Genomic DNA, 23,242 nt, shown 5'->3' with positions numbered 1-23,242 from the left:
AGAGGCAGGCACGCGATGGGCACCAGCACGCACCGGCGCAGGGCGGGCGGCAGGACGAAGACGATCGGCGCGGTCGTGGCCGCCGCGGTCATCGGCGGCGCGGCGTTCGCCTTCACCGGGACGGCGCAGGCGGCCGCCGTCGGCGCCGCCTACACCAGGACCAGTTCGTGGGACGGCGGCTACACCGGGCAGTACGTCATCACCAACGACACCGGCAAGGCGCAGTCGGGCTGGACCCTCGAATTCGATCTGCCGGCGGGCACGAGCATCGGTTCCCTGTGGAACGGCGACCACGCCGCCGACGGGCGGCACATCACCGTCAAGCCCACGAGCTGGAACAAGGAGCTGGCGCCCGGCGCCTCCGTCACCGTCGGCTTCGTGACCTCCGCGAGCGGCACGGCCGGCGACCCGTCCGGCTGCCTCATCAACAACGCCACCTGCTCGGTCGACACGGGCGCGACGCCCCGGCCGAGCGGCCGGCCGACCGAGCAGCCCGGCCCGACGCCGACGAAGCCCCCGAGCCCCACCGGAACGCCGACGCAGACGGCCACGGCCACGGCCACGCCTTCGGCCACGGCGACCGCCACGCCCCCGGCCGCCGGCGGCGGGAAGTTCGCGCCGTACATCGACACCTCCCTCTACCCGGCGTACGACATGCTCGACACCGCCGCCAAGACCGGCGTGAAGGACTTCACGCTCGCCTTCATCACCTCCGGCGGCGGCTGCGCACCCCTGTGGGGCGGTGTCACGGGCCTCGCCGACGACAAGGTCGCGGCCCAGACAACCGCGCTGCGCGCCAAGGGCGGTGACGTGAGGGTCTCGTTCGGCGGCGCGGCCGGCCATGAGCTGGCCCTCAACTGCTCCTCGTCCGGCGACCTCGCCGCGGCGTACGGCAAGGTCATCGACCAGTACGAACTCACCAAGGTCGACTTCGACATCGAGGGTGCGGCCCTGCCGGACACCGCCGCCAACACCCGCCGCTCGCAGGCGATCGCCCGGCTCCAGAAGGAACACCCCGGCCTGGACGTCTCGTTCACGCTGCCCGTCATGCCGGAGGGCCTGACCCAGCCCGGCGTCGACCTGCTCGCCGACGCGAAGAAGAACGGCGTCACGATCGACGCCGTCAACATCATGGCCATGGACTATGGGCCGGCCTACAGCGGCGACATGGGTACGTACGCGGTCCAGGCGGCCACCGCGACCCAGGCACAGATCAAGGGCGTGCTCGGGCTCTCGGACGCCGCCGCCTGGCAGACCGTCGCCGTCACCCCGATGATCGGCGTCAACGACGTCACGACGGAGATCTTCAAGGTCGACGACGCGACCCAACTGGTCGACTTCGCCAGGTCGAAGGGCATCGGCTGGCTGGCGATGTGGTCCTCGACCCGCGACAAGCAGTGCCCGGGCGGCGCGCAGAACTCGGCCGACGCGACCTGCAGCTCGATCCTCCAGGAACCGCTGGCCTTCACCAAGGCGTTCGCGGCCTACAAGTAGCCGCGCCCGCACACAGCCCTCTCCATCCCCCCACAGCGCGCCCCGGCCGGGCTCCCTCCACCCGGCCGGGGCGTGCGTCTGCCGACGACGGGTTCGTCCGTCCTGGTGTGCTCGGACCACACAGCCGGACCCCCGGTCGTCGGTCGTCGGTCGTCAGCAGTCGGGCAGCACCCCTGTCCTCGCCAGCTCCCCGTACCAGCGCGCGCTGGACTTCGGGGTGCGGGCCTGGGTGTCGTAGTCGACGTACACCGCGCCGAAGCGCTTGCCGTAGCCGTAGGCCCACTCGAAGTTGTCCATCAGGGACCACAGGAAGTAGCCACGGACGTCCGCCCCGTCGGCCATCGCGCGGTGCACCGCGGACAGATGGCCGTGCAGATAGCGGATCCGCTCCGGGTCGTGGACGCTGCCGTCCGCGGCCGGCTTGTCCGGATAGGCGGCGCCGTTCTCGGTGATCACGAGCGGCAGGCGCGGGGCCTCGCGGCTGTAGCGCATCAGCAGGTCGTAGAGCCCGGTCGGGTCGATCGTCCAGCCCATCTCCGTGACGTCGCCTGGCGGCTGGTGGAACGCGACGGAGTCGGCGCCCGGCCACGGCGAGTGCTCGCTCGCGCCGTGACCGTCGTTCCGCTCGGACGCCGGGGCATCACTGTCAGTGGCGGAGGATACAACTGACGGTGAGTAGTAGTTGATGCCGAGCGAGTCGAGGGGGTGCCGGATGACGGCCAGGTCGTCGCCGTGGACGAAGGACCAGTCCGTGAGGCGTTCCGTGTCGGTGAGGAGATCCGCGGGGTACGAGCCGTGGAGCATCGGGTCGGTGAAGACGCGGTTGGCCAGCGCGTCGATCCTGCGCCGGGCGTCCAGATCGGCCGGTGACTGCGTCCGGGCCCTGACGGCACTGGGATTGATGCTCACCGACACCTGGGCGCGGGCCGGCAGCTGGGTGCGCAGCGCCTGTGCGGCCAGACCGTGGCCCAGATTGAGATGGTGGGCGGCGCGCAGCGCGGCGACCGGGTCGGTGCGGCCCGGCGCGTGCACGCCCGATCCGTATCCGAGAAAGGCGCTGCACCAGGGCTCGTTGAGGGTGGTCCACCGCACTACCCGGTCGCCCAGCGCCTCGGCGACGATACGGGCGTAGTCGGCGAAGCGGTGCGCCGTGTCCCGCTCCGGCCAGCCGCCCGCGGTCTCCAGCTCCTGCGGCAGATCCCAGTGGTAGAGCGTGAGCAGGGGCGTGATGCCGTGTTCCAGCAGGTCGTCGACGAGGCCACGGTAGAAGTCGAGGCCGCGCTGGACGGCCGGGCCCCGGCCGGTGGGCTGGACCCGCGGCCAGGAGACCGAGAAGCGGTACGCGTTGACGCCCAGCTCCGCCATGAGCCGCACGTCCTGCGTGCGGCGGTGGAAGTGGTCGACGGCGACGTCACCGGTGTCCCCGTTCTCCACCTTGCCCGGGGTGTGACTGAAGGTGTCCCAGATCGACGGCGTACGGCCGTCCTCCCGTACGGCGCCCTCGATCTGGTACGCGGCGGTGGCGGTGCCCCACAGGAATCCGGGCGGAAAGCTGACAGACATGGAGGAGCTCCCAACGTGTACGGAAGGAAGGGGAGGACAAGGGAGGACGGGGCGATGCCGGCTGTGATGTCAGCGGTGCCGTGATGTCAGCAGTGAGGTCAGCCCTTGACGGCGCCCTGCATGATGCCGCCCACGATCTGCTTGCCGAAGATCACGAAGGCGAGCAGCAGCGGCAGCGTGCCCAGCAGCGCACCGGCCATGATCACCGACTGGTCGGGGATGAAACCGCGGCCGAGCCCGGTCAGCGCCACCTGCACGGTCGGGCTGCCGTTCTGCGTGAGCGCGATGATCGGCCAGAAGAAGTCGTTCCAGGCCATCACGAACGTCAGCATGCCGAGGACCGCCATCGCCGGCCGCGCGGCCGGGAAGACGACATGCCACACCACGCGCCAGCTGCTCGCCCCGTCCACCCGGGCCGCCTCGATCAGCTCCGTCGGCAGTGCCTCGCTGAGGTACTGCCGCATGAAGAACACGCCGAAGGCGCTGACGAGCATCGGAAGGATGACGGACTGCAGCTGGTCGGTCCACGACAGTTCGGCGATGAGCATGTACAGCGGCACGACGCTGAGCTGCGGCGGCACCATCATCGTGCCGATCACGAGCACCATGAGGAGGTTCTTGAACCGGAAGCGGAGTTTGGCGAAGGCGAATCCCGCGAGCGTCGAGAAGACGACCGTGCCCGCCGCCACCGTGCCCGCCACGACGGTGGTGTTGAGCAACGCCGTCCCCATGTTGGCGTCGGTCCAGGCGATTTCGAGGTTCTTGAAGAGATTGCCGCCGAACCAGAACGGCGGGGGAGTCTGTGCGAGCCGGGTGTTGTTGCGGGACGCCGCGATCGCCGTCCACACCAACGGGAAGAGCGAGCCCACGGTGAACACGATCAGCACCGCATGGGTGATCCGCCCGCCGTGCAGTTGCCTTCCGGCTCGGACCCGCGCCGGCTTGGCGGTCGTCGTCGGCCTGGCGGTGGCCGTGGGGTCGGTGGTGGTCGTCAGCACTTCAGCCCCCTACGCGCTCTTGCGGAGCCGGCGGACGAGCAGCCAGTTCACGGCGCCGATCACCAGCAGGATCAGGAACATGGTCCAGGCGATCGCCGAGGCCCGGCCGAGATGGAGGTTCACCCAGCCCTGCTCGTACAGATAGAGTCCGAGCGTCTGGAACTGGTGGTCGGCGCCGCCCGTCGCTCCCGCGCCGCCGTTGAACAGCAGCGGCTCGCCGAACAGCTGCGTCGCGCCGATCGTCGACACCACACAGGTGAAGAGGATCGTCGGGCGCAGCGACGGAACGGTCACATGCACGAACTGCTGCCACCGGGAGGCCCCGTCGAGCGCCGCCGACTCGTACAGATCGTTCGGGATGGCCTGCATCGCCGCCAGATAGATCAGCGCGTTGTAGCCGGTCCAGCGCCAGATGACGATCGTCGAGACCGCGATCTGGGAGGTCCACTCGCCGTTCTGCCAGTCGACGGGGTCGATCCCGGCCAGCCCCAGCGCCCAGTTGATCATTCCGTAGTCGCGCCCGAAGAGCAGCACGAAGACGAGCGTCGCCGCGGCCACGGACGTGGCGTACGGAGTGAGCGCCGCGACCCGGAAGAACATCGAGGTGCGCAGCCGGTAGTTGAGCAGATGGGCGATGCCCAGGGCGATCAGCAGCTGGGGCACCGTCGAGATGACCCCGATGGTGAAGGTGTTCTTCAGCGCGTTCCAGAAGAACTCGTCCTCCAGCAGCCGGGAGAAGTTGCGCAGCCCCACCCACTCCATGTCCGTCGGCGCGGTCAGTTCCACCCGGTGCAGCGAGGCCCAGCCGGTATAGAGGAGCGGGAAGAGCCCGAAGGCCGCGAAGAACACGAAGAACGGCGCGACGAAGGCGTACGGGCTCCACCGCACGTCCCGCCGGTACCAGCGGCTGCGGCGCGCCCGGCGCCGTTCGGCCGCGGCGGTGTCGACCGTCGGGGACGGCTGCGCCGGGGCCGCGCCCTCCTCCCCCTGGGAGGGCGCGGCGGCAGGGATGTCACTCGCCATGCCGGTCACCTGACGGGTCACCGGCCCCGTCACTGGTCCAGCGCGTTGTCGATGGCCTTCACGGCGGCGTCCCAGCCTTCCTGGGGGGACTTGCCCTTCTGGCCGACCTGGAGCATGCCGACGTCCGCCAGGTTCTGGGCGATGACCAGGTCCTTCGGACCGACGATCAGCACCGGGATGCCCTCGGCGGCCTGGGAGAAGATCTGCCCGATCGGGGCGTTGCCGAAGTACTCGTGCTTGGCGCCGGACACGGCGGGCAGCGAGTAGGCGGCCTGGGCGCTCGGGAAGCTGCCGCGCTTCTCGAAGAGCTTCGCCTGCTGCTCGGGCGCGGTCAGCCAGGCCGCGAGCTTCGCCGCCTCGGTCTTGTTCTTGCCCGCCTCGGGGACGATCAGGAACGAGCCGCCCCAGTTGCTGGGCTTCGGCGCCGGGGCGACGTCCCACTTGTCCTTGCCCGCCGGTCCCGCCTTGTCCTGGATGTAGCCGAGCATCCAGGCCGGGCAGGAGACCGTGGCGAAGGTGCCGTTGGCGTAACCCTGGTCCCAGGCGGGCGTGAACTGCTGGAGCTTGCCGCTCAGGCCCTCGGTCGCGAAGGCCGCGGCGGTGTCGAAGGCGTCCTTCACGGCCGGGTTCGTCTTGTAGACGACCTCGCCGCTCTCGTCGTAGAACCGCTTGGCGCTGCTGCCGGTGATCGCCGCCATCACTCCGGACGCGGAGTCCACGAAGGTCGTGCCCTTGGGCGCCTTCGCCTTGTACTGCTTGCCCGCCGCGAGGTACTTGTTCCAGTCGCCGGCCCACAGCTTGCCGACGGCCTCACGATCGGTGGGCAGCCCCGCCTTGGCGAAGAGGTCCTTGCGGTAGCAGATGCCCTGCGGGCCGATGTCGGTGCCGAGGCCGATCGTCTTCCCGTCCTTGTTCGTGGCCTGGGCCCACTTCCACGGCAGGAAGCTGTCCTTGCTGACGCCCTCGGTCTTGCCCAGGTCGACGAGCTTGTCCGCCTGGGTGGTGGTGATCTCGGCGATGTTGTTGACCTCGACGGCCTGGATGTCGGCGAGGCCGCTGCCACTGCCCAGATGGGTGAGCAGCTGCGGGTAGTAGTTCTCGTTGCGTTCGATCGAGGTCTGCTTGATCTCGATGTTCTTGTGGAGCTTCATGTATTCGTCGTAGAGCCCGGCCTCCTTGAGACCGAAGGCCCCGAAGACCCCCACCGTGATCGTGGTTCTGCCCTTGGCGCCGCCGGCCCCGCCGGCGGAGCCTGCGCCGGGCTCCTCGCTGTCCTCGGCACAGCCGGCCAGCAGCCCGGCGCCGAGCGCCGCGACGACCGCCAGGATTACGGTCCTGCGCATTGCGTCCTCCTAGTGCCCTGACGTGCCGACCCCCCGGCCAACTGTCACGGTGCGCCCGTTGGTTGAAGCTGCGGCTCGGGCGGGGAACGTGCGGGTTCTGTATGAGTCAGGTACGGTGGGAGCGCTCCCATGAGTGATGTGTTGAAGGGTCGCGGCTCCCCGAAGGGGTGTCAACCCACCCGACGCGTAATGTTCTCGGCCAGGGGAGCACGGGAGGCGGATCATGGTGGATCGCCGGAATGCCGGTGTCCGGGCCGGCGCTGTGCGCGCCCGTACCGGAGGCAGAAGCGGCGGCCGACCGACCCTCGAAGAGGTCGCCGCGCGGGCCGGAGTCGGCCGCGGCACGGTCTCCCGCGTGATCAACGGCTCGCCAAGGGTCAGCGACGAGACCCGGGCCGCCGTCGAGGCGGCCGTCGCCGAACTCGGCTACGTACCCAACCGCGCGGCCCGCGCGCTCGCCGCCAACCGCACCGACGCCATCGCCCTCGTCGTCCCCGAACCCGAGGCGCGCTTCTTCGCGGAACCGTACTTCTCCGACATCGTGCGCGGTGTCGGTGCGGCCCTCGCCGACACGGACATGCAACTGCTGCTGACCTTCGCCGGCTCCGACCGCAAACGACGCAGACTCGCCGAGTACCTTGCCGCGGGACGCGTGGACGGCGTCCTGCTGGTGTCCGTGCACGCCGACGACCCGCTGCCCGACCTGCTGGAACAGCTCGCGATCCCGGCCGTCATCAGCGGCCGCCGCTCGGCCGACGAACCCCTGGCCGCCGTCGACTCCGACAACACCGAGGGCGCCCGCGCGGCCGTCACCCACCTCCTGTCCCGCGGCCGCCGCACCATCGCCACGATCACCGGCCGCCTCGACGTCTACGGCGCCCAGTGCCGCCTCGACGGCTACCGGGACGCCCTCGCCACGGCAGGCGTCGCCGCCGACGAACAACTGATCGCCCCCGCCGACTTCACCGAGGAAGGCGGCCGCCGCGCCATGCGCGCCCTGCTGGACCGCCGCCCCGCCCTCGACGCGGTCTTCGCCGCCTCCGACGTCATGGCGGCCGGCGCCCGCCAGGTCCTGCGCGAGTCGGGACGCCGCATCCCCGACGACGTCGCGCTGGTCGGCTTCGACGACTCCGCCGTGGCCCGCCACATGGACCCGGCGCTGACCAGCGTCCGCCAGCCGATCGAGGACATGGGCCGCACCATGGCCGGACTCCTCCTTCAGGAGATCGCGGACCGCAGCGGACCGCAGCGCCCGAGGATCGTGCTGCCGACCGAGCTGGTGGTCCGCGACTCGTCCTGACCAGGAGCGGCTGCGACGCCCCAACCGTCATCGGGGCCGGAGCCGGCCGAGCCGTCTACGCCGATTCCTGCACGTCGCGTATCGGCGCGATCACGTTGCCGGGGCCGCACAGCCACCACAGGTGTTCTCCCTCGGCGCTCACCGTGAGCCCGAACCGATCCGCGTCCGGGGAGCCGAGGGCGACGAACTCGCCGTGCGTACGCTCGATCTCGGCCCACAACGCGCGCGGTCCGTACTCTCATACGTCACCGTCGACGGCGGTCGCCGCGGATCCGCCCGGGTGCTGCGCCCACACCTGGACACCTGCCGGGCCGTCGGCGTGCCACAGACGGACGCCGGGCAGCCGGGTACCCGCGTACAGGGCGAATCCGAGACGGAGGATCGCGGAGCCCGCGAGGTCGGTCCTGCGGGCCCGGACGGTCGAGCTGTCGACCGGGGCGCCCGCGACGGCCCGATGCGACCGCATCGGCATGTACGAGGCGCCGCCGTGGAAACGTCCGGACGCGGTGCCGTCGCGGCGCACCGTGAGCTGGACCAGGACGCCGCTCCAGAACTCGCGGTCCAGCGGCGCGACGATGCTTCCGCCGGGCCGGACCTGGTCGACGTACGCACGCGGAACGTGCCGCAGCGCGCACGTGGCGATGACGCCGTCGAAAGGTGCCGCCTCGGGCCACCCCGCCCCGCCGTCGCCACAGCGCAGGTGCGGCCGGTAGCCGGCGGCGTCCAGCGCGGTCCCGGCGTGCGCGGCGAGCGCGGGATCGACTTCGATGCTGAACACCCGCTCGGCGCCGAGCCGCTCGGACAGCAGCGCGGCGACGTGTCCCGAGGCGGTGCCGATCTCCAGCACCCGGGCTCCGTCGTCGACCTGGAGCAGACCGAGCGAGCGGGCGACCATGCTCGGCTGCGAGTTCGACGAGGTGGCGACGCCGGGCCCGCCGTCGACGCCGTCGTCGAGCTGGATCACGACCGGTTCGTCGCTGTGGATGAGGGCGATCCGCTCCGCGTACGAGACGAGCGGTACGCAGCGGTCGGCGTCCTGCCGCCACGCCCGCCCGGGGATGAACCGCTCGCGGGGCACGGCTTCCCACACCGCGCGCCATGTGGGGTCGAGCAGACCGCGCTCGTGCAACTGCCGCACGAGCGCGGTGTACCCGCCCGGTTGGGCGGTGGTCACGGTGTCAGCCCTCCGCGACCTTGCCGGGCCCGCTGCCGTCGGGCGACGGCGGAGTCGGCGGTGGCGTCCACGGCTTGTCGCTGGGCTCCCCACCGTGCTTGCCGGCATCGCTCATGATCTGACCTCCTGTTGTCGTGCGGTGTGTGGTCCGGCGGCTGTGGTGCAACATGCCCCGCCCGTACGGTCCGCCGTACCTCGGCGGGCGGGGAGTCTCATTCAGGTGGCCGCGGGGGACAGACGACGTGCTGGTGCACGACACCGCCGGCACCGGAGGCGGAGTGGATGTCGTAGGCTCGATAGGGCTCCCCGGGCTCGATGGTCTGCTGACACCGTGTACAGATCACGACCCGTTCTCCTTCGGGCAGTTGCGGCAGCTCCGCGGAAACCAGCAAGTGACCCAGTCGGCGATGCGCAGCCTTCGCGATCCGAGATCGACCGCCGTTTCCGGGGTGAGCACGACCCCGCAGAACACGCAGTCCATGCCACGCTGTTGTCGCTGCGTGAGCGACCCGATCGGAGGCAGGGCGCCGACGGGGGAACTCGGTCTCTTCACATGTGCGTTCACGGAGTGGACTCCTTCTACTACGCTGAGTTGCCTTCGTCGCTGGTACGACGGTAGAAAGCCGCGCCGTCCGGAAGTAGTGACTGCGGGTACGGGTACCGGCCAGGATCCACAGGCCAAGAGGAACGCCATGGACGGCACACTGCGAACGACCCTGACTCGTGGTCAGGGAAGCCCTCAGCGCCGACGCTGCGGGATCATCTCCGGGTACGTGTTCCGGCTCATCCGCGAACAGCTCGGACACACACAGGAGACGCTGGCCGAGCACATGCGGGTCGCCGCGGACACGCTCGCCGGATGGGAGACCGGCCGTCGGCCGCTCACCGCCGTCCCGGTGGGGCAGACGCTCGTGCACCGGCATCGCCTGCTGCACCTCGGTGCCGCACCAGCCCTCGTTCTGGCTCTCGAAAGGGCCATGGAGGCCGACGTGCTGCTGGCGTGCGCACTCGACGAGGACCGGTCCGCCACCCAGGACCCGCTAGGCGCCTGGGTGATGCAGCGTGACCTGGTCGAAGTGCTGGCCTGGCCACTCAACGGGGTGGCACCGACACCGCTGAGGAGCCTGTCCGTGCCCCCGCGCCCACGGCGAGGACCTGTGCCCAAGGGCCCCGAGGTCACTGCCACCGATCGTCGGCGGTTCTTCGCGCGCATGCGCCGCACCGCCGAGACGGCTCGCGGCGCCGACCAGTTTCTTCTGCGGCGCCAGGCCCTCTACCTGGCCGGATATGACGATGCGGCGGACACGGCCGAGTGGCTTTCCCGCCAGCAGCGAACCGAACGCCCCGACGACTGGTTGACCGGGTGGCTCAACGCTCGTTCAGTCGCGGCCGTCGCCGCGAGACAGGGCGATCGGGACCGCATGACCCATTTCATCGACAGCGCGCTGGATGGCGATGACGCCGGGGAGGCAGCCAATCTCAACTACTGGGCCTACTGGATCGGTGAGGCTCCTCACCCGGAGCTGTCGGACCATTTCATAGCGGCCGCGGACCCCCGCCACTGGCCCGGCGACAAGTTGATGCGCCACCTGATCCGCGGTCTCACCCCGGACCATGGATTCCTCGACCTCAACGTCCACACCCTGTGGGCCCTGCTCTCCTTACGACCGGCACTCCTGCGCCAGGGCGGGACGGGGAGGGCTCTGCGCGACCGCCTCCCCGTGATGTTGGATGGCCCTGAGCTGTCGGCGCGGGCGCGTCGCGAACTCGAGGGCATCCGGTACGCAATCCGCCTCTCCGAGGCGTGAGAGGAGACGAGCGGTGGCTGACGACCTGTCCGCGGTGGCGCACTTCCTGTACGAGGCCGGGACGCTGAAGCACGCCCGCCGCACGGGCTGGTGGATGGCCGGTGTGCGTGACCCGGAGAGCGTTGCGGAGCACGCCTGGCGCACCGCGCTGATCGCTTCGATCATCGCCAAGCTGGAAGGCGCCGATCCGGCGCGATCCTCCTTCCTCGCGGTGTGGCACGACACTCAGGAGACGCGCACCGGCGACGTGAACTACCTCGGGAAGAAGTACTCGACCGAGGCCGACCCGCAGGCCGTGACCGCGGAGCAGACGGAGGGGATGCCGGAGGTGCTGGCCGCGGCGGTGCGTGAGCTGGTCGCGGAGTACGAGGCCAAGGAGTCGCCGGAGGCGATCTGCGCCCGGGACGCGGACAAGCTGGAATGCCTGCTCCAGGGGATCGAGTACAAGGCGCAGGGGTACGAGAACGCCCAGCGCTGGATCGACAACAGCAAGGGTCGCATCGTCACGGAGACGGGGCGGCGGCTGGCGGAGGAGCTTCTGAACCAGGGGTCGCTCGACTGGCTGCGCGAGGCACTGGGCGAGAAGGGCTGAGCGCGGAGGGCACAAGCGCACTCCGGGTCCGGCAACGGGGACCGAGGTCCGACACGACGAGGGCCCGGCCTGTTCCCCCAGGCCGGACCTTGACCGATCAGGGTGAAGGACGGGAGCGGACCGCCTCACCCAGCTGATCGCCGTCGCATCCGCATGCGAGGGCCTGCTTCCCCGCTACTCCCAAGGCCACTTCGCATCCCGCCCCGCGTCCAGCAGCGGAATCAGCCCGAACGCCGAGTCCGTCAGCCCGCCCAGCGTGTGCCGGTTCCCCGAACCCGACGGCATCGCACCGGCCTTGTATCCCGCCATGTTCCACATGTACACCGGCACGCTCTTCGGGATCAGGTCGTCGATCCGCGTCTCGGGCATGCCGCCCCAGTGGCCGTGGCAGTTCGACGGCAGCCAGCCCGCCCGGGTCTGCTCGTCGGTGACGATGACGACCCGGCCGTGCCCGGCGAAGTGCTGCTTGACCGCCGACGGGATGTCCGTGCCCTGGATCTGGCCGAAGCGCTCGATCAGCCTGAGCACGCTGCCGCCCTTGGGTACGTCCACCACGGAGCTGGTCATGCCGAACTCCACCAGCGTCGGCGCGGCCGCGCGCACCGCCAGGGCCGCGCCGAAGACCGCGGCCTGCTCGGCGAGCGGGATGTCCGACCGGTTCGGCGTCGAGTAGCCGTAGCCCGGGAACATGGACGGCGAGCGGTCGACCAGGATCAGCGTCCGCCCCGACAGCGCGGGCACGTCGGACAGCGAGTGCCGCAGTGCCGTCTCCAGGGCGTGCGCCCACCGAAGCGAGGGCGCGTGCTTGTACGCCGCCCAGAACCGGAACGGGAACATGCGCGAGGCGCGCACCTGCTCCGGGTCCGCGATCTTCGCCGCGACCTGGGCGGCGACCTCGTCGGACACCCCGGCCTGGTCCATGTTCCGCAGGTTCCGTACGAGCGCCATCAGCCCCATGGACGGGATCACGGCTTCCCACGCCGCGGCGTCCATCGGCCCCTGGAGCCAGCCCGCCAGCGACTCCCACGTCATGCCCGCGTCCTTGAGCGCCGTCCGCGCCGCCGGCTCGGCGACGAGCGCGCGCCGCTCCTCGACGGGTCGGCTCATCAGGTGCGCGCGAGCGCGCAGCATCCGCAGGCTCTCGGGTATGTCCTCGCCCCGGCCGTGCCGCCGGTCGATGGCGTGCTTGAACAGGTCGCCCTGCCAGGCGGCCGCCGGCTTCGGGTGGACCAGCTCGACGACGTCGCCGAAGCGGTAGCCCTTCGAGTCGGTGTCGTACTTGAGCAGAGCCCGCTCGGTGTAGAGGCGCCCGAGAGCGTCTTCGATCCCGCGCTTCACGGGCTTGGGGACGGCCCGGCCGTAGCGCGAGGTCCAGTAGCCGAGCAGCTCACCCGGCTCGTCCGCGCGCCGCAGGACGGAGGCGATGACCTGCCGCGAGTGCCCCGGCGCCTGGCGCTGGAGGCGCTCGGCGGTGAACTCGGCCGCGCCGACCAGAGCGGCGGTACGCATGTTGCCCTCGGTACGCAGCCACGCGAGCAGGCCGGCGGTCCACTCGGGGTCCTCGACCGCGAGCCGGCGGACCAGCCGCTCGAAGCGGTCGTCGCGCTCGGCGCCCGCCTCGTAGAAGGTGTCGACGCCGACGAGGTTGCTGATCGAGAGGAGGAAGAGTTCGCTCTTCGCGTCCCGGAGGTGCCCGGTCGCGCCCTCGTACGTCGTGGTCGTCCGCCCGGTGGTGGTCACGGGCGAGCTGCCCGCGGGGCGGGCGGTGCGGGTGTTGAAGCGTGCCATGAAGAACGTCCCCCTCACTGTGGAGGAGAGGCTCAGCAAGGGGGCGCCCGAGATCAGGGTCGGCGACGGGGACGTACGTGTCCTGGGCCGCTGGACGACACCGGCACGAAGCCGGCGGCAGGATTCGAACCCGCGTCTCGCTCTTGACAGGAGAAGTACCCGTTGCCTGCGCACCGGGCGCCCCGATGCTGTGTGCCTCCCGAGATCCAGAACGGCCGCGCGGCGTGGTTCACCCAAAGAAGTAGCCGCGGGCCTGCGCACCGGGAGGTGCGTGAAGTTGTGCGCCCAGAGGTCAAGTTCGGTGCAGGTGACAAGGTGCTCTGCCGATTGAGCTACGGCGGCCTTCCGGCCGTCGGTGGGACTCGAACCCACAACCACCCCATTAACAGTGGAAGTAACCCGCTCCTTCGCACCTGGGCTGAGCGCAACTGTAGCCACGAAGGTCATCCGCGGTCGCGCGAGTTTTTCCGGCCGGGCCGTTCCGGCCTGCGGCCCGTCCCGGCGATCTCCGGCCGCTTCCGGCGGCGGACAAAAAAGATCAGCCGGTGACCTGTTTCCAGGTCACCGGCTGATCGATCAGGGTGAGTGACGGGACTTGAACCCGCGACATCCTGGACCACAACCAGGTGCTCTGCCAGCTGAGCTACACCCACCATGACCGGTCGCTTTCCCGACCGGCCGAGAAAAAGTGTACAGGGTCCGAGAGGGTGCTCGCGCCCGCGTTTACGTGCTCCTGTCGCGGGACCCTGTACACGGGCGCCCGGGTCCTAAGGGGACGCGGGCAGGACGTGGCGTGCCGCGATCGTCTTCGCCGTGTCGGAGTCGGGGCCGGGCTGGGAGACGAAGATCGCCTCGCGGTAGTAGCGCAGCTCGGCGATGGATTCGCGGATGTCGGCGAGTGCCCGGTGGTTGCCGTTCTTCTCCGGACTGTTGAAGTACGCCCTCGGGTACCAGCGGCGGGCCAGCTCCTTGACCGAGGAGACATCGACGATCCGGTAGTGGAGGTACTCCTCCACCTTCGGCATGTCGCGGAGCAGGAAGCCGCGGTCGGTGCCGACCGAGTTTCCGCACAACGGGGCCTTGCCCGGCTCCTTGACGTGTTCACGTACGTACGCAAGGACCTGCTCCTCGGCGTCGGCGAGGGTCGTGCCGGCCGCGAGCTCGTCGAGCAGGCCCGAGGTGGTGTGCATCTGCCGCACCACCTCGGGCATGGTCTCGAGCGCCGCGTCCGGCGGGCGGATCACGATGTCCACCCCTTCACCGAGCACGTTCAGTTCCGAGTCGGTGACCAGGGCGGCCACCTCGATGAGTGCGTCGTCGGCCAGCGAGAGCCCGGTCATCTCGCAGTCGATCCACACCATGCGATCGTTCATGCGTCCTACCTTATGGCGCACTCCGCTGACCCGGGAGCGCCGGACGGCCGGGAGCGTAGGCGTCGGAGCCCGGTTTGCCCGGTTCCGGAGGCCCCCCGGACGCCGCCGCGGCGGCCGGGTGCCGCCTCGACTGTGCCCCGGAGGTCTGTGCCGGAACCACCTGATGCTCCGGCCCCGGAGGCCCACCGGACTCGCCCTGTGGGCGCCTGGCCCGGTAGGCGGCCCGGTACGCGGCCGGGGAGGAGCCCAGCTGGCGGCGGAAATGGCCGCGCAGCGCCACCGGGGAGCGGAAGCCACAGCGGCCCGCGACCTCGTCGACGGAGTAGTCGGAGGTCTCCAGCAGTCGCTGCGCCTGCAGCACCCGCTGGGTGATCAGCCACTGCAGGGGAGCGCTGCCGGTGAGTGAGCGGAACCTGCGGTCGAAGGTCCGCCTGCTCATGTACGCGCGCGCCGCCAGGGTCTCCACGTCGAACTGCTCGTGGAGGTGCTCCAGCGCCCAGGCCACGACCTCGGCGAGCGGGTCGGAGCCGATTTCCTCGGGTAAAGATCTGTCGAGGTAGCGCTCCTGCCCGCCGCTGCGCCGTGGTGGGACGACCAGCCGGCGGGCCAGTGCCCCGGCGGCCTCCACACCGTGGTCCGTCCGGACGATGTGCAGGCAGAGGTCGATGCCTGCCGCGGTCCCGGCGGAGGTCAGTACGTCGCTGTCGTCGACGAAGAGCTCCCGCGGGTCGACGTGGACCGACGGATAGCGCTTGGCCAGTGTCGGCGCGTACATCCAGTGTGTGGTCGCCGGACGGCCGTCCAGCAGCCCCGCTGCCGCCAGTACGAACGCCCCGGTGCACAGCCCGACGATGCGGGCCCCTTCCTCGTGGGCGCGGCGCAGCGCGTCGAGCGCTTCCGGTGGCGGTGGTGAGGTGATGGACCGCCAGGCCGGTACCACGACGGTGCCGGCCCTTCCGATCGCCTCCAGCCCGTACGGCGCGGTGAGTTCGAGTCCCCCTGTGGTCCGCAGGGGGCCCTCCTCTCCGGCGCATACGAGCAGCCGGTAGCGGGGAACTCCGGCATCCTGGCGGTCGATTCCGAACACCGAGAGCGGAATGGAACTCTCGAAGATCGGGCCGCCACTGAACAGCAGCACCGCGACGACTTCCCGGCGGCGGCGCCCGGACAGCTTCCGTACGGCCTCCGGCGCGGCGGAGTCCTGACTCATGACGCTAAGCCCCCCTCGGTGTTCGCGTCTCCCCGTTCTTGTCGGACCTGTCGCTCCTGCACGTTTCCCCTCGGTTCTGCACGAGTCCCCAGCCTTCGATACTCATGATCGAATCTACTGCGTCCCGTGGTGCCGGCGTGACAAGTTCTCGATCCGGCACATTGTCGACAAGGCAACTTGGCGCGAAGCATTCGATCACGAAGCGTTTCATCCACGGGCCGCGCAGGGAAGTGCGCGTCGCACTCATGGCCCATCCCCGTAGGGTGCGTGCGGTGCGTGCGGTCCTTTCTTCCCTGGTCGCACGGGGGTTGACGGGTCATTTCCCCAAGGAATCACCGCAGCCGGGAAGTTGGCTGAAAATATACGGGTGCGCGCGTGCGAACCCGTCAGCTCTCCGGAGTCTTCCGTGCGCGCCTGCCCGCGCCTCTGCGCCCGCTCGTCCGTACGGGACGTGCCGCGGCGCGCTCGGACCGGCGCATCAGCGCCGCGCAGGCGGCGGTCACGGCCGCCAGGCCGAGCGCGACCGCGACGGCCCCTCCGACGGGTGCGCCGTACGCCACCAGAACGACCGGGACCAGGGCACAGCTGAAAGTCGCCCAGCGGACCACCTCGCCCACGGAGTCGCCCGCCGTGGCGCCCACCGGCGCACCGCCGCCCTCGCCCCGGACACCGCCACCGTCGGCGCTCCGCGGGGTCCCGGAGCCCCGGGAGCCCGCGCGGCCCGTGGCGCCCCCGCGGCCCGGCCGGGCCGCCGGCACACCGGAGGGCGCCACGGGCGGGGCCGCCGGCCGCGACGCCCTGCGACGGCCCCGTGCCGGGGCCCGGGCGGGCGTCGGAACGGAGGCGCGACGGGCCGGGGGTACGGGCACGGAAGCTCCAGGCGGCGGGGTCGGGGGTCCGTGTACCAACGAGGGCCGCGGTCCTGCGGTCACTGCGCCCGCACCGCGGGTACCGCAGGTGCCGCGGGCCATTGTCCGTGAGCGGTCGCGCCGGGGCGAAGCCTGTACGGTGCAGGCGCCATTGCCATACAGAGCGTGCTCGTGCATGCTCCCTGGAACGCCTGCTCCTTGGCGCGCCGCGAGTAGGGCTACGAGCTCTGGGCAGGCGAGGAGTGTCGCCGTACCCTTAGGGGTATGGGGTTGGGAAGATGATTCCCGGACAGAGCTCCGCTGCCAACCGTCGTCCTCCCCTTGAGGATCTGAACGCCGAGAAAACCGATGGCCGGTCACGAATTTCCCGAACCCGCGGACCGCAAGCAGGTCGCCGACCCCTCGTCGGATCTGCAGGCGGCGGCACAGTCACGTCATTCCTGCGATCCTGCCTTCCGGCACGGAGTCGTGGTCGGTTTCGACGGATCGACCTCCAGTGAGCGGGCGCTCGCGTACGCCATCGGCATGGCCAGGCGCTCCGGTTCGGGCCTGATCATCGTGCATGTCGCCAACCGCCTCCCCACCACCGTGTGGGCGGGCTGCGAACCGCCGGTCTTCGTCGACGTACCGGACCATCGCACCGAGGTGCTGGGGCTTGAACTGGCCTGCGCCGACTACCTGTCCGAGGTGCCGTGGATCCTCGTGGAGCGCGGCGGCGACATCTGCCACGAGCTCGAGGAAGTCGGCCGAGAGTATTCGGCGGACGCCATCGTGGTCGGCTCCACGCACGGCATCGTCGGACGGATCTTCGGGTCGGTCGCCGGCCGGCTCGCGCGTCGTGCGCAGCGTCCCGTCGTCGTCATTCCCTGAGTCCCCTGAGTCTCACCAGGCCCTCTCGTCACCCCTCGTTCTGCCGGGTCGTTCCAGGTCGGGCCACGTTTCATAACTTTTTGACGACCGTCAAATCTACTCGTCCGTACAGGGTGGATTGTGCGCTTGTGAAGGGTACATAAGGGTGGCTGGGACACAGCACCAACGCGCGCACGAAGGGAGCCCGCCGTGGACAACGAAGTCTCCGCGGGAAGCGCCACGTCAACTACTCTCGGCCACCTCGCACTGGGTCTGACTCTGCTGGCCTTCGGTGTCGGCAACACCGGTGTGATCGACAATGTCGCGGCGTCCGACGCCGCATCGCTCGCGACCTGGGTGGGCGGGGTCGCACTGTTCATCGTCGGGTTGCTCGAGTTCCGTGCGGGCAACGGCGGTACGGGTACGGCCTTCGCGGGCCTCGGCGCCTTCTGGTTCACCTGGGGCACCGGCGCGGGCGCGGAGGTCTCGGCGGAGGCCGCGGGACTCTTCCTGCTGCTGTTCGCGCTGCTGGCACTCACCCTCACCGCCGCCTCCGCGGGCAGCGGAGTCTTCGGACAGGGCGTCTACGGGCTGCTGTTCGTCTCGATGCTGCTCCTCGCCATCGCGTCGTTCGCGCAGAACGACGGTCTCGCCAAGGCCGGCGGCTGGGTCGGCGCCGTGGCGGGGCTCGCCGCCTGGTACGGCGCCACCGCGGCGTTGGCGCACTGGCCCACCTTCACCGGGCGTGCTGCCGGCCGGGGGGTGACGGCCACCGGCTGAGCGGCCACAGCCGGCGTCGTCCTGACGGCGCCGGCAACGGAAAAGAGGCGACCCCCTCGCGCTACTGGTGGCGTGCGCAAGGGGGTCGCCTCAGTCGCTTCTCCGGCCGTCTCCTCGGCCTTCGAAAGCGGGCGGAACTACTCCACCGTCACCGACTTGGCGAGGTTGCGCGGCTTGTCGATGTCGCGGCCCAGGGCCAGGGCCGTGTGGTACGCGAGGAGCTGGAGCGGGATGCCCATGAGGATCGGGTCCAGCTCGTCCTCGTTCTTCGGGACGAGGATCGTGTGGTCGGCCTTCTCCTGCTCCTGGTGCGCGACCGCGAGGATCTTGCCGCTGCGGGCCTTGATCTCCTCCAGGGCGGCGCGGTTCTTCTCCAGCAGCTCGTCGTTCGGGACGATGGCGACGGTCGGCAGCGCGGGCTCGATCAGCGCCAGCGGGCCGTGCTTCAGCTCGGAGGCCGGGTAGGCCTCGGCGTGGATGTAGGAGATCTCCTTGAGCTTCAGGGAGGCCTCCAGCGCCACCGGGTAGCCGCGCACCCGGCCGATGAACATCATCGACTTGGCCTCGGCGTACTCGGCGGCGAGCTTCTTGATCTCGTCCTCGGTCTCGAGGATCTCGGAGATCTGCGCGGGCAGCTTGCGCAGGCCCTCGATGATCCGCTTGCCGTCGGCGACGGACAGGTCACGGATGCGGCCCAGGTGCAGCGCGAGCAGCGCGAAGGCGACGACCGTGTTGGTGAAGCACTTGGTGGAGACCACGCAGACCTCGGGGCCCGCGTGCACGTACACGCCGCCGTCCGTCTCACGGGCGATCGCGGAGCCGACCACGTTCACCACGCCCAGGACCCGTGCGCCCTTGCGCTTGAGCTCCTGGACGGCCGCGAGCACGTCGTACGTCTCACCGGACTGCGAGACGGCGATGTAGAGGGTGTCGGGGTCCACGACCGGGTTGCGGTAGCGGAACTCGGAGGCGGGCTCGGAGTCCGCGGGGATACGGGCCAGGGACTCGATGAGCCCGGCGCCGATCAGGCCCGCGTGGTACGAGGTGCCGCAGCCGAGGATCTTGACGCGGCGGATGCCGCGGGCCTCGCGGGCGTCCAGGTTGAGGCCGCCCAGGTGCACGGTGGAGAACCGGTCGTCGATGCGGCCGCGCAGCACGCGGTCCACGGCGTCGGGCTGCTCGGAGATCTCCTTGTGCATGTACGTGTCGTGGCCGCCCATGTCGTAGGAGGCGGCCTCCCACTCGACGGTCTCGGGAGTGGCGGTGGTCCGCGAACCCTCGGTCGTGTACGTGCGGAAGTCGTCGGCCTTCAGGGTGGCCATCTCGCCGTCGTTCAGGGTGACGACCTGGCGGGTGTGGGCGATCAGCGCGGCGACGTCGGAGGCGACGAGCATCTCCTTCTCGCCGATGCCGAGGATGACGGGCGAGCCGTTGCGGGCGACGACGATGCGGTCGCTGAAGTCGGCGTGCATGACGGCGATGCCGTACGTGCCCTCGACGACCTTGAGCGCCTCGCGGACCTTCTCCTCCAGGGAGTCGGCCTGGGAGCGGGCGATCAGGTGGGTGAGCACCTCGGTGTCGGTCTCGGAGGCGAAGACGACGCCGTCGGCCTCCAGCTTGGCGCGCAGCTCGGACGCGTTGTCGACGATGCCGTTGTGGACCACCGCGACCTTGTTCTCGGGGTCCAGGTGCGGGTGCGAGTTGACGTCGCTGGGGGCTCCGTGCGTGGCCCAGCGGGTGTGGGCGATGCCGGTGGTGCCGGCGAAGCGCTTGGGGACGCGGGCCTCCAGGTCACGGACGCGGCCCTTGGCCTTGACCATCTTCAGCCCGGCGGACTTCGGGCTGCTGATCACCATGCCCGCGGAGTCGTAGCCCCGGTATTCCAGCCGCGCCAGTCCTTCCAGCAGCAGCGGCGCGACATCGCGCTTCCCGATGTAACCGACGATTCCGCACATAGAGTCTCTGCCCCTCCGATGACGTTCAGGTGTGTGCTCAGCCGTAGACGATGCGGCGCAGCTGCCGCAGCGACAGCTCCGGGGGTGCCACGGCGCGGTACGGCAGCTCGGCCGCGATCCGCTCGAAGATGTCCGTGTTCACGGCCCCGCCGGACTGGAGCTCGCGGTGGCGCCGACGGACGAATTCCTCGGTGGTCTCGTCGAAGAACGCCAGCACATCGAGCACCACCCGGGCCGCTTCACCGCGCTGGAGCGCGGTGCTGCGCACCAGGTGGTCGATGAGATCGTCATGGGACGAGCGGCGTTCGAGCACCCGTAGATATTGGGGTCACTGTCGGCCTCAACGCAACATTCCTGCCCGATTTCGGGCAGAAACCTGCGTGATCATGGTTACAGCCGGTATTTACGGCAGCTTTACGGGCCGTCTCACATGCGTTTGAGGACGGCCTGTTTGGCCGCGGAGAACTCTTCCTCGGTCAGGATCCCCGCCAGGTGCAGTTCTCCCAGCTCACGCAGCCGACGCAGCAGTACGTCATGATCGTCGGCGGCCGGGACGGCAGGGGCGGCAGGGGTGGCGGGTGCGGGCGCCGCCACCGCCGACCTCGACGTGGGCAGCTCGGCCGGCGGCGTCGCGTCCTGCTGGGGAGATCTCGGGTGCGGAAGCCTGGCGATCACGGCGGCGGCGACCAGGACGGCGGTGTGCTCCTTGCGGGAGAGCCCCCACAGGTCGAGGGCGTACGGGTCGTACTTGGCGGGGCCGGAGGCGGGCCGGCCGCGCAGGGTGAAGCGCAGATGGCCGTTCTCCAGGCCGATCGCGGGCAGCCACCGCACCCCGGTCACCTCGGCGAGCGGGAAGGTGCTCGCGCCGGACGCGCTCTTGGACTCCTCGGCCTTCCAGTTCCACGAGAGCCTGATCGCCTCACCGTCGAAGGCCGCGGTGCCGTCACCTCCGCCGCCGGAGACGGGCACGGCGGGGCCGGACAGCAGGAAGCGGTCCACCGGTCCTTCCGGGACCTGGTCCAGCAGCAGGGCGTTGCGCAGCTCGTCCACGAAGTACTCGGCCACGCCGGTCCGGTCGTTGTCGACGGTCAGCCGGTACGGATCGGAGGTCTCGGGCAGTCGGCCGTCGGCGGCCAGCAGGAGAGGGTCGCTGCCGTCGCGCAGCTTCAGCCGCAGCCGTCCGCTGCGCCGCCCCGGTTCGAACGCGACGCCGGCCAACGCCTGGAGCGGTACGGCGAGTTCACCGAGGGCCTGCCGCACGGGATGCGTCTTGCCGCCGCTGCCGGGCACGATCCGGACCACGTCGCCGTCGAAGGCCCAAGTGCCGTCCTTCTGGATGATTTCCGCCATGCGTGCGATTGTCGCACCCGCTCCGCGGAGGCTCCGGCTCCGCAGATCCGGTCCCGGGAAGTGGTCTACACCTTGACCACGTCTGAGGCGCACGGTACGCATGGTGACCGTTCGGTTGCTCAGCACCACAGTCGTGACGCCCCTCGGAAGGGATCCAGCCTGTGAGACAGCGCAGAACGTTCCCCCGTCTTCTCGGTTCGCTGCTGCTGGTCGCCGCGGCGGGCATCTCCTGCGTCGGAGCCGCCCCCGCTCCGGCGCAGGCCACCGCCGCAAGACCGCTCGGTGAGATCGTCCCGGCACCCGCCTCCGTACGGCCGGCCGGTGCGCCGTACACCCTCACCGCCGCCACCCGGATCCGGGTCGACGACGATTCGCGCGATGCTCGCCGCATCGGCTCCTATCTCGCCGCCGTACTGCGCCCGTCCACGGGCTACGCGCTGCCGGTCACCGACGACCACGGCCGCGGCGGCATCCGTCTCGCGCTCGGTTCGCGCGACAGGAGCCTCGGCGAGGAGGGCTACCGGCTGGAGTCGGGACGCGGCGGGGTCACCATCACCGCCCGCAAGCCGGCGGGCCTCTTCCACGGTGTCCAGACGCTCCGCCAGCTGCTGCCCGCTGCCGTGGAGAAGGACACCCGCCAGGCGGGCCCGTGGCAGATTTCGGGCGGCACCATCACCGACTCCCCGCGCTTCGGCCACCGCGGCGCGATGCTCGACGTCTCACGGCACTTCTTCACCGTCGACCAGGTCAAGCTCTACATCGACCAGCTCGCGCTCTACAAGATCAACAAGCTGCATCTGCACCTCTCCGACGACCAGGGCTGGCGCATCGCCATCGACTCCTGGCCGCGGCTCACCACCCACGGCGGTTCCACCCAGGTCGGCGGCGGTCCCGGCGGGTACTACACCAAGGCCCAGTACAAGGAGATCCTCGCCCACGCCGCCTCCCGCTATCTGGAGGTGATCCCGGAGATCGACATGCCGGGCCACACCAACGCCGCGCTGTCCTCGTACGCGGAGCTGAACTGCGACGGCGTCGCCCCGCCGCTCTACACCGGCACGGCCGTCGGCTTCAGCTCGCTGTGCGTGCCGAAGGCCGTGACGTACGACTTCGTGGACGACGTCGTCCGCGAACTGGCCGCGCTCACGCCCGGCAAGTACCTCCACATCGGCGGCGACGAGGCCCACTCCACCAGCCACGAGGACTATGTGGCGTTCATGGACAAGGCCCAGGCCGTCGTCGCCAAGTACGGCAAGACCGTGGTCGGCTGGCACCAGCTGACCGGCGCCGAGCCCGTCGAGGGCGCGGTCGCCCAGTACTGGGGTCTGGACGGCACCAGCGCCGCGGAGAAGGCACAGGTCGCCAAGGCCGCGCAGAACGGCACCAAGCTGATCCTGTCGCCCGCCGACCGGATCTACCTCGACATGAAGTACGACAAGGACACCCCGCTGGGCCTGGCCTGGGCCGGCTATGTCGAGGTACAGCGCTCCTACGACTGGGACCCGGGCGCGTATCTGCCCGGCGCGCCCGCGTCGTCGATCGCCGGGGTCGAGGCGCCGCTCTGGTCGGAGACCATCTCGACCAGCGACCACATCGAGTTCATGGCCTTCCCGAGGCTGCCAGGCGTCGCGGAACTCGGCTGGTCCCCGGCGTCCACGCACGACTGGGACGCGTACAAGGTGCGGCTCGCGGCGCAGGGGCCGCGGATGGCCGCGCTCGGCATCGACTACTACCGCTCGCCGCAGGTGCCCTGGCCCGCCGGATAGGTCAGGG

The 23,242-nt window shown here is 70.4% G+C and carries 20 protein-coding genes and 1 tRNA gene; 7 read left to right on the top strand and 14 right to left on the bottom strand.

Annotated features, from left to right (window positions below; genetic code table 11):
* Positions 1 to 15 precede the first annotated feature (15 nt).
* Positions 16 to 1,494, top strand: coding sequence for a glycoside hydrolase family 18 protein (locus tag OG766_RS12520; RefSeq protein WP_266373964.1), 1,479 nt, complete (start codon positions 16 to 18; stop codon positions 1,492 to 1,494).
* A 153-nt stretch (positions 1,495 to 1,647) separates the two neighbouring features.
* Here OG766_RS12520 and OG766_RS12515 read toward each other — a convergent pair whose 3' ends face one another.
* The 4 genes from OG766_RS12515 to OG766_RS12500 form a co-directional block, all read right to left on the bottom strand.
* Positions 1,648 to 3,057 carry a GH1 family beta-glucosidase gene (locus OG766_RS12515; protein WP_266373965.1) on the bottom strand — a complete coding sequence of 470 codons (1,410 nt, stop codon included), beginning with the start codon at positions 3,055 to 3,057 and terminating at the stop codon, positions 1,648 to 1,650.
* Between the two features lie 98 nt (positions 3,058 to 3,155).
* Positions 3,156 to 4,055: a carbohydrate ABC transporter permease gene (locus OG766_RS12510; protein WP_443045481.1), complete on the bottom strand. Its 900-nt coding sequence runs from the start codon at positions 4,053 to 4,055 to the stop codon at positions 3,156 to 3,158.
* Positions 4,056 to 4,064: 9 nt separating this feature from the next.
* Entirely contained in the window at positions 4,065 to 5,078 is a 1,014-nt protein-coding gene (locus OG766_RS12505; RefSeq protein ID WP_266373966.1) for a carbohydrate ABC transporter permease, read from the bottom strand.
* A gap of 29 nt (positions 5,079 to 5,107) precedes the next feature.
* On the bottom strand, positions 5,108 to 6,421 hold the full coding sequence (locus tag OG766_RS12500) for an ABC transporter substrate-binding protein (protein WP_328725331.1): 1,314 nt from the start codon (positions 6,419 to 6,421) through the stop codon (positions 5,108 to 5,110).
* 223 nt (positions 6,422 to 6,644) lie between these two features.
* Between OG766_RS12500 and OG766_RS12495 the strand changes: the two genes are divergently transcribed.
* Positions 6,645 to 7,721 carry a LacI family DNA-binding transcriptional regulator gene (locus OG766_RS12495; RefSeq protein WP_328725330.1) on the top strand — a complete coding sequence of 359 codons (1,077 nt, stop codon included), beginning with the start codon at positions 6,645 to 6,647 and terminating at the stop codon, positions 7,719 to 7,721.
* A 55-nt stretch (positions 7,722 to 7,776) separates the two neighbouring features.
* Here OG766_RS12495 and OG766_RS12490 read toward each other — a convergent pair whose 3' ends face one another.
* Together OG766_RS12490 and OG766_RS12485 are read right to left on the bottom strand one after the other, a co-directional pair.
* Positions 7,777 to 7,941 carry a hypothetical protein gene (locus tag OG766_RS12490; RefSeq protein WP_328725329.1) on the bottom strand — a complete coding sequence of 55 codons (165 nt, stop codon included), beginning with the start codon at positions 7,939 to 7,941 and terminating at the stop codon, positions 7,777 to 7,779.
* 18 nt (positions 7,942 to 7,959) lie between these two features.
* Complete coding sequence (locus tag OG766_RS12485) at positions 7,960 to 8,895, bottom strand: methyltransferase domain-containing protein (protein WP_328725328.1); 936 nt, start codon at positions 8,893 to 8,895, stop codon at positions 7,960 to 7,962.
* Between the two features lie 692 nt (positions 8,896 to 9,587).
* Here OG766_RS12485 and OG766_RS12480 point away from each other — a divergent pair.
* Entirely contained in the window at positions 9,588 to 10,703 is a 1,116-nt protein-coding gene (locus OG766_RS12480; RefSeq protein WP_266373973.1) for a helix-turn-helix domain-containing protein, read from the top strand.
* 13 nt (positions 10,704 to 10,716) lie between these two features.
* The gene (locus OG766_RS12475) at positions 10,717 to 11,295 is read left to right on the top strand and encodes an HD domain-containing protein (RefSeq protein WP_328725327.1); all 579 of its coding nucleotides are present in this window, start codon (positions 10,717 to 10,719) and stop codon (positions 11,293 to 11,295) included.
* A 174-nt stretch (positions 11,296 to 11,469) separates the two neighbouring features.
* Here the strand turns inward: OG766_RS12475 and OG766_RS12470 are convergent, their stop codons facing one another.
* The 5 genes from OG766_RS12470 to OG766_RS12450 form a co-directional block, all read right to left on the bottom strand.
* Positions 11,470 to 13,083, bottom strand: a complete 1,614-nt coding sequence (locus tag OG766_RS12470; protein WP_328725326.1) for a TROVE domain-containing protein — start codon at positions 13,081 to 13,083, stop codon at positions 11,470 to 11,472.
* Positions 13,084 to 13,663: 580 nt separating this feature from the next.
* Positions 13,664 to 13,736, bottom strand: a tRNA-His gene (locus OG766_RS12465).
* Between the two features lie 114 nt (positions 13,737 to 13,850).
* Positions 13,851 to 14,456, bottom strand: coding sequence for an oligoribonuclease (gene orn, locus OG766_RS12460; RefSeq protein ID WP_266373979.1), 606 nt, complete (start codon positions 14,454 to 14,456; stop codon positions 13,851 to 13,853).
* A gap of 10 nt (positions 14,457 to 14,466) precedes the next feature.
* Entirely contained in the window at positions 14,467 to 15,666 is a 1,200-nt protein-coding gene (locus OG766_RS12455; protein WP_328725325.1) for a GlxA family transcriptional regulator, read from the bottom strand.
* A 386-nt stretch (positions 15,667 to 16,052) separates the two neighbouring features.
* Positions 16,053 to 16,535, bottom strand: coding sequence for a hypothetical protein (locus tag OG766_RS12450; RefSeq protein WP_328725323.1), 483 nt, complete (start codon positions 16,533 to 16,535; stop codon positions 16,053 to 16,055).
* Between the two features lie 348 nt (positions 16,536 to 16,883).
* On the opposite strand from OG766_RS12450, the gene OG766_RS12445 reads away from it, so the two are divergent.
* Positions 16,884 to 17,405, top strand: coding sequence for a universal stress protein (locus OG766_RS12445; protein ID WP_266373987.1), 522 nt, complete (start codon positions 16,884 to 16,886; stop codon positions 17,403 to 17,405).
* 189 nt (positions 17,406 to 17,594) lie between these two features.
* Positions 17,595 to 18,164, top strand: a complete 570-nt coding sequence (locus OG766_RS12440; protein WP_266373989.1) for an acetate uptake transporter — start codon at positions 17,595 to 17,597, stop codon at positions 18,162 to 18,164.
* Between the two features lie 137 nt (positions 18,165 to 18,301).
* Here the strand turns inward: OG766_RS12440 and glmS are convergent, their stop codons facing one another.
* From glmS to OG766_RS12425, 3 genes are all read right to left on the bottom strand, one after another.
* The gene (gene glmS / locus OG766_RS12435) at positions 18,302 to 20,119 is read right to left on the bottom strand and encodes a glutamine--fructose-6-phosphate transaminase (isomerizing) (protein WP_266373990.1); all 1,818 of its coding nucleotides are present in this window, start codon (positions 20,117 to 20,119) and stop codon (positions 18,302 to 18,304) included.
* Between the two features lie 37 nt (positions 20,120 to 20,156).
* On the bottom strand, positions 20,157 to 20,432 hold the full coding sequence (locus OG766_RS12430) for a hypothetical protein (RefSeq protein ID WP_266373992.1): 276 nt from the start codon (positions 20,430 to 20,432) through the stop codon (positions 20,157 to 20,159).
* Between the two features lie 113 nt (positions 20,433 to 20,545).
* Positions 20,546 to 21,469, bottom strand: a complete 924-nt coding sequence (locus tag OG766_RS12425; protein ID WP_328725322.1) for a DUF4429 domain-containing protein — start codon at positions 21,467 to 21,469, stop codon at positions 20,546 to 20,548.
* Positions 21,470 to 21,630: 161 nt separating this feature from the next.
* Here OG766_RS12425 and OG766_RS12420 point away from each other — a divergent pair, with 161 nt between their 5' ends.
* The gene (locus OG766_RS12420; RefSeq protein WP_328725321.1) at positions 21,631 to 23,235 is read left to right on the top strand and encodes a beta-N-acetylhexosaminidase; all 1,605 of its coding nucleotides are present in this window, start codon (positions 21,631 to 21,633) and stop codon (positions 23,233 to 23,235) included.
* The last annotated feature ends 7 nt before the right edge of the window (positions 23,236 to 23,242 follow it).

The organism is Streptomyces sp. NBC_00259 (assembly GCF_036181745.1).
GTDB lineage: Bacteria > Actinomycetota > Actinomycetes > Streptomycetales > Streptomycetaceae > Streptomyces > Streptomyces pratisoli.
Note: the sequence above shows the minus strand (reverse complement) of the source record. Positions and strands in the feature narration are given on the sequence as shown.